Below are 6,536 nucleotides of genomic sequence, written 5' to 3'. Positions count from 1 at the left end.
GCAGCTTTGTGGCTGGGCGAGCAAGAAATCGAACCCATAGACGGAAATTTAGCCGTTTGCAGCCGGGAAATTAACGCATCGAGCGGTGCTCTACGCACCAGATCCCGCTTGAACGGAATTCTCGTCAACCGCCAGTTAATGGATCAACTGCGCGATCGACTGGTCGAAATTACTGCCCAAGGCCAAACCGTCCACCTCGGACAAGAAACCCTCCAGCGAGAATGGCTCGATTTATACGGTGGCAAAAAGCTCGCTGAAGCGCGATCGATCATCGCTTCCGCGTGGCTGGGAGCCAACAGCGCCAAAACAGCCCTCAAACGCAGGCGTCAGTCGGAACAGCAGCGACTGCAAAGACTGGATTTGCTCGAATACCAAGTCCGAGAACTCGGTGAAGCCCACATCGAAGACGCCGACGAACTTGAACAGCTAGAACACGAATCAATCCGGCTGGGCCACGTCGTCGAATTGCAGCAGCAGAGTTACCAAGTCCACCAAGCCCTTTACCAAAACGACGGCGACAGCGCATCAGCCGCCGACTTGTTGAGCAAAGCCGAAGTAATTTTAAGCGACATGGCGGTTTACGATGTGCAGTTGCAACCAATCCTAGAAATGGTGAGCGATGCTTTAGCTCAAGCCACAGAAGCCAGCCGGCAAATTAGCAGCTACGGCGAACAATTAGAAGCAGATCCCGAAAGACTCGAAGAAGTAGAAGATCGGATTCGCGAACTCAAACAAATTTGTCGCAAATACGGGCCGCTCAAAGAAGCGATCGCCTACTACCAAAGCATTCAAAACGAACTAAATGAACTTTTAGAAGGAGGCGAGTCAATGGAAGCCTTAGAACTCGCATATCAGAACGCTTTAGAGCAATTAAAAGACGCTTGCAGCCACCTCACCACCCTGCGACGCGAAGCCGCCCTCAAACTAGAAACGCACCTCGTAGGAGAACTTAAACCATTAGCAATGGAAAAAGTGCAATTTCAAGTCGAGATCTCGCCTTGTACCCCAACCGCTACCGGTGCCGACCAAATCGCCTTTTGTTTCAGCCCGAATCCGGGCGAACCTTTGCAACCCCTGGGCGCGATCGCCTCTGGGGGAGAAATGAGCCGCTTTCTACTCGCCATCAAAGCCTGTTTTTCCCAAATAGAAAGTGCCGGTACGCTGATTTTTGACGAAATCGACGCCGGAGTCTCCGGGAGAGTCGCCGGGGCGATCGCCAAAAAACTCTACCAACTCTCGGACAAACACCAAGTTCTATGTGTCACCCACCAGCCGCTGATCGCCGCGATGGCTGATTTTCATTTTCGCGTCAACAAACAAACGATCGAAGCAGAACCAAGTATCGAGGAACCCGCAGCCAACTCCGAACCTGTCGAACGTACAGTAGTCAGAGTTGCCGCCCTCAACAGTGAGCAGCGGCGGGAAGAACTCGCCCAACTCGCCAGTGGCCGCTCAGCAACAGAAGCAATCGCCTTCGCCGAATCCCTCCTTGTCGAAGCCGCCGGATTGCGCCAAACTCAGTCGGCCCAACCCTGATCACACCCTCAAGCCGATCGGGGGGCCAAAAGGCGGAGTTTTTTCAGAGTCGGAGGTTACACTAAAAATATCAACCGCAAATTTTACAAAAAAAAGCTAAAAACCCCGTGAATTTAGTGGGATGAAAGCTAAGAGCAGCAAAATAGAGAGAAATTCGAGTTAAAAACCACAATTGTGTAGAGAAGGGCACACATCACTAGCAACTGGTAGTGTCACAATTGCGGCTAGTCCCACAAGGCCACCCCTCTTTCAGCAGTCTTCCCGCCAGTACGCATTCTTCTGCGGGCGATCGGATCTTAGATCGGTAGAACCTACTTAAACCAAGCACGCACAATGTCAAAATCCGTTAATAAACCATTTAAACAAGATTCGCATTCTCTAAAAAGAGTGCACCAATACCACAGCAGCGTTATCGTCGCACCCACAGTTCACCAGCAAGCCATGCAAACTGAATTTACCTTCCCCTGTCGCCGGAGTTCTGTAAACTGGGAAATACTTTCACACATACTTGAGTTTTGTGCGACAAGTGACTAACTAATGAACTTGCCCGCTATCCTAGCTTAGAGACAAACCCTTACGCTTAAGATTCTGTAAAGGTCTATGAAATCTGCATCTCCCAATGTGTCAGAAGTGGAAAACGAGAGAGAGGGCCCTGTTGTAGGTAAAATTTATCACGAACAGCCTTCTCACTATTCGTCTAACAGTAGTCAACTTGCCAAAAGCCAACCAAGCTTCGCCAGTGTTCTGGCACCCCTAAATAAGCAAAGTTTCACAGTAGTAGTTAAGGAAGTAGAAGAGAAACTTAAGGTTGTCAATCAAACCCTGGGCATGCTCGACAATATCCTTGACCGCCAGGGATTCGATGCCATCCTTAACGAAATGTTGCAGTCGATTACCCTCAAAACAGGGGAATTGCTGAATGCCGCTCGCAGCACGATATTTTTATTAGACGAAGAAAAGAATGAACTATGGGCGATCGTCGCTAAAGACGAAAATGGCAAAAGTCTAGAGCTCCGCTTTCCTGCCCATGTGGGAATTGCGGGAGAAGTAGCCACGGAAAAAAAAGTGGTGAACATTCCTTATGATTTTTATAACGACCCTCGCTCTACTAACGCAAAAAAAACTGACAAAGAAACAGGGTATCGCACTTATACAATGCTGGCGATGCCCCTGATCAACGAAGAAACAGGAGAGTTAGTAGCAGTCGTTCAACTGATAAATAAACTCAAGCCCAACCACGAACATTACGGTATTTTAGAGGAACAGATTGACAAGGCAGGATTTACTCAAGAAGACGAACAAGTTTTTCGAGAATTTGCCCCGTCGATTCGCCTAATTCTAGAGTCTTCTAAATCATTCTACGCAGCAAGTCAAAAACAACGGGCCGCCACAGCGCTGATCAATGCCGTCACAGCCCTTTCTAAGAGCAGTCTAGACTTAGAAGATACCCTAAAAAGCGTGATGGATCAGGCCCAAGAACTGATGAACGCCGATCGCAGCACCCTGTGGCTGATCGATGAAGATAAAGACGAACTCTGGACGAAAATCCTGATTACAACAGGTCAACTTCAAGAAATTCGTATGCCCAGAACAGCAGGTTTTGCAGGCATCGTCGCCCAATCCGGCGAACCGCTGTTGATTCCCTTTGATGTATACGACGACCCCCGCGCCGAAAATGCAAAAAAAATAGACAAACAAACTGGCTACCGCACTTGCAGTATGCTTTGTATGCCAGTGTTTAACTCAGACCAAAAATTGATTGGCGTCACTCAATTAGTTAATAAAAAACGACAACAAGGAGAATACCCCCCCTACAACCGGGAAGATTGGCCGCACGCCCCCGATCAGTGGAAAGCGAGTTTCAATCGCAACGACATGGAATTTATGAAGGTGTTTAACATCCAAGCAGGAGTCGCCCTACAAAACGCCAAACTGTTTGCTGAAGTCAAACAGCAAGAACAAAGACAAAAAGATATGCTGCACGCCCTGACTAACGGCGTGATTTCTACAGATAAAAAAGGCAATATAGTAGCGACCAATCCTAGTGCCAAAAAATTACTGGGTGTTAGCGAGGCTGAATTAGCCGAAGGTCAATCTTTGCGCGAGTTAATTAAGTTAGAAAAAGGCGATTTTGCCAAATGGTTTGATGCGTCTTTGTCTCCCGAAGATGATAAGGACCGCCAGCAGTATTACCCCGATCAAGTTTTACTATCCTTGGAAGGAGAAGGGCAGAGTATCAATCTCTCGATTAATTCAATGACTGACGCTACCGACCCCAACAAGGTCAACGGCGCGTTAGTCGTCATGGAAGATATTAGCAGCGCCAAGCAAATCAAAAACTTGATGTACCGTTACATGACTCCAGAAGTAGCCGAAGCTTTGCTAGCTTCAGGCGATACTGGATTGGGCGGTAAGCGCAAAAACGTTTCGGTGCTGTTCTCAGACATTCGCAGCTATACCACACTTACGGAAAAATTGCAAGCCGAAGAAGTGGTAGTGATGCTCAACAAATATTTTGAAGTGATGGTAGATGTCGTATTCGAGTACGGAGGGACTCTCGACAAATACATCGGTGACGCTCTGATGGCAGTTTTTGGCTCTCCAGCGCCCCTAGAGGATCATGCTTGGTGCGCCATGCAAACGGCAGTGAAAATGCGGGAAAAACTGGCTGAGTTTAATCGAGAGCGTATGGCACATGGGGAATTGCCGATCGGCATCGGTATGGGCGTGCATTCTGATGAAGTTGTCAGCGGCAACATCGGTAGTAGCAAACGTATGGAATTGACTTCGATCGGAGATGGCGTAAACCTCGCCTCTCGCTTAGAAGGCGCTAGCAAGCAGTACGGCACCGACTTGATCATCAGCGACAATACTTACAGAGATTATGCCGATCGACTGTACGTGCGAGAACTCGACTTTATTACTGTCAAAGGCAAAAGCGAACCGGTAATCGTTTACGAACTCGTCGGCATCCGCGAGGGATACTCACCAGTGGGCAAGTCACTAACCGAAACACAGCAACAAATGATAGAACATTACACCAGGGGGCGCGAACATTACAAAACTCCAGTTAGCCAAAGACTCTCAGAAAGTGAGGTAAAAAACATCTTAAAGGATGTCGCCGAAATGCCAGAGGCAGAGATTAAGAAACTGTCCTACAATGTAGAGCAACAGTTGGAACACGAACTCAAGAACCTGTTATATCAACTGAAAAAGCTGTCAGAGTACGACCCGAAAAACCTGTCCGAAGCAGACAAACTCATCGTACTGTTGCAGCCAGAAATCCAACTGCTGAAATTGGAAGGCATCAAAAACCTCTCGGAAGACGAAGCCAAAATGCTGCTGCAAGCAAAAATCAAGCCCCTATCAGCAGATGATATTAAATACTTGCAAGAAGGCGAAGTCAAAAAGCTGTTGGAAGCAGACATTTTAGAACCATCAAATCCCCAAATCAAGCGGCTGAAACCTGCCGAGATCAGGCAGGTATTGCAGGTGAAAATTAAAAGTCGAGCCTGCGAGACAGTTGCAGAAATGTTAGATGAGGAATTTGAAAACCTGGGACTCGATCGGGTGAAAAAACTGCTGAACGAGTTTAAGAAAGCCCTAGAACCAAAAGCCAAGCAAGCCTTTAAAGACGCTGAAACCGAATTTAACGCGGTTCTGGAAGTTGACCCGAAAAACAAGGCAGCTAAATTGCACGTCGATCGCTGTATGTTATTTCAGCATGGGTTTTCAGATGTACTCAACTGGGATGGTGTGTGGAATCTCACAGAAAAATAGCAGTGGCCCACAGCAAATACTGGCGCTGGTGTCAGGGTTCCGGGTGGGGGCGATCGCGATCGGGGGTGTGCCTCCCATCTCACCATCAATTAACCTAAATATCCTATTGAAGTAATCGTAAATAAGCTCCAACAGGTATTATGGTTATATAACCGGATTTGAATTTGCAAGCGAGATGGCGGGGTTTCGCCCTAAGTGTTTCCTTCGCACTACCTACCGCAACAAACTTAGCACTTCTATTATTTGAAGCGCTTAAAAATAGTTAGGAGTGGCAGCAGCGTTACCCGGTTTCTGAGGAAAATCTTAGAGAAAGGCGACGAAATATCCGCTCAAAAACCGGGTTTCTCACCCCGCCCGCGTAAGTCTTAATAGCGTTAGCGGCTCCTAAAAAGAGCTTCCTTCGCAGATAGTCAATGTTCTAGTCTTAGATATAGAAAACCACTAGCGTCAGTTATGAATAATTGGAATTCGCAATCGGGAGATGTTGAGTGGGTAGATCAGGTTTACCAACTATTGCTGGAGATTGCTCGGAGCTCCCTGTCAGATATCCCCAGAATCCCGGAAAACATCACTGTTAAGGCTATCCCTCTGATCCAGAAGGTACAAAGTATTCAGCAAAGACCTGACGGGCAAGTGTTCAAATCAGGTTCCTTTTCAGTAAACGATCACGAATGGGTCGATCGAGTCTGCCAACTATTGGTAGAACTAACCAGCGCGTCTTTGTCCGAACAGCCCAAAATGCCGGAAAACCTTGCAGGCAGATCTTTAGCCCTCGCTGATCGAGCACAAAAAATTAAAGAAGATATCGAAGAAAATGCAGCCCAAACCCCAGCAGATGAAGATGACAATTCTTTACAGTCTCCAGAGGCGCTGCTTTCCCTCTTGCACCACAGTTTGAAAACTCAGCGCGCCAAAAGCTACAATCCTGATGCTCCCGAATGGCAGCAAGTCTTGAGCCTGCTCGACGTAGTGCAGTCAATTTACAAGCAAATCCAAAATTAATTCAAGCTTAACTCAGGGGCGTCTTTATTGTGCGAGAACGCTGGCTGTTAAAGGCAGTTGCTCTTTGACAGAAATTTTTTTTTGCCGTAGCCCGAACATTTCCGATTATTGCACTTTTGTCAACTACACTAGGTTTAACCAGTTCTAGGGCAAGAGAACATGAGCGGAGAAAACATCGGCGATTTGTCAAAAGAAATATTAGCCGATCGCTATCAGTG

At 47.3% G+C, this 6,536-nt stretch carries 3 protein-coding genes; all 3 read left to right on the top strand.

What is annotated here, in order from left to right:
• Positions 1–1,536 (top strand): DNA repair protein RecN (gene recN / locus QUA38_RS26515; RefSeq protein ID WP_333167172.1); only part of this gene is annotated, 1,536 nt, incomplete at its 5' end.
• 600 nt (positions 1,537–2,136) lie between these two features.
• Positions 2,137–5,316, top strand: a complete 3,180-nt coding sequence (locus QUA38_RS26510; protein WP_333167170.1) for a GAF domain-containing protein — start codon at positions 2,137–2,139, stop codon at positions 5,314–5,316.
• A 453-nt stretch (positions 5,317–5,769) separates the two neighbouring features.
• The gene (locus QUA38_RS26505) at positions 5,770–6,318 is read left to right on the top strand and encodes an inorganic pyrophosphatase (protein ID WP_333167168.1); all 549 of its coding nucleotides are present in this window, start codon (positions 5,770–5,772) and stop codon (positions 6,316–6,318) included.
• Positions 6,319–6,536: the final 218 nt, after the last annotated feature.

It is taken from the genome of Microcoleus sp. Pol12B4, from assembly GCF_036701385.1.
Taxonomy (GTDB): Bacteria; Cyanobacteriota; Cyanobacteriia; order Cyanobacteriales; family Microcoleaceae; genus Microcoleus.
This window is presented reverse-complemented; position numbering and strand designations above follow the sequence as displayed.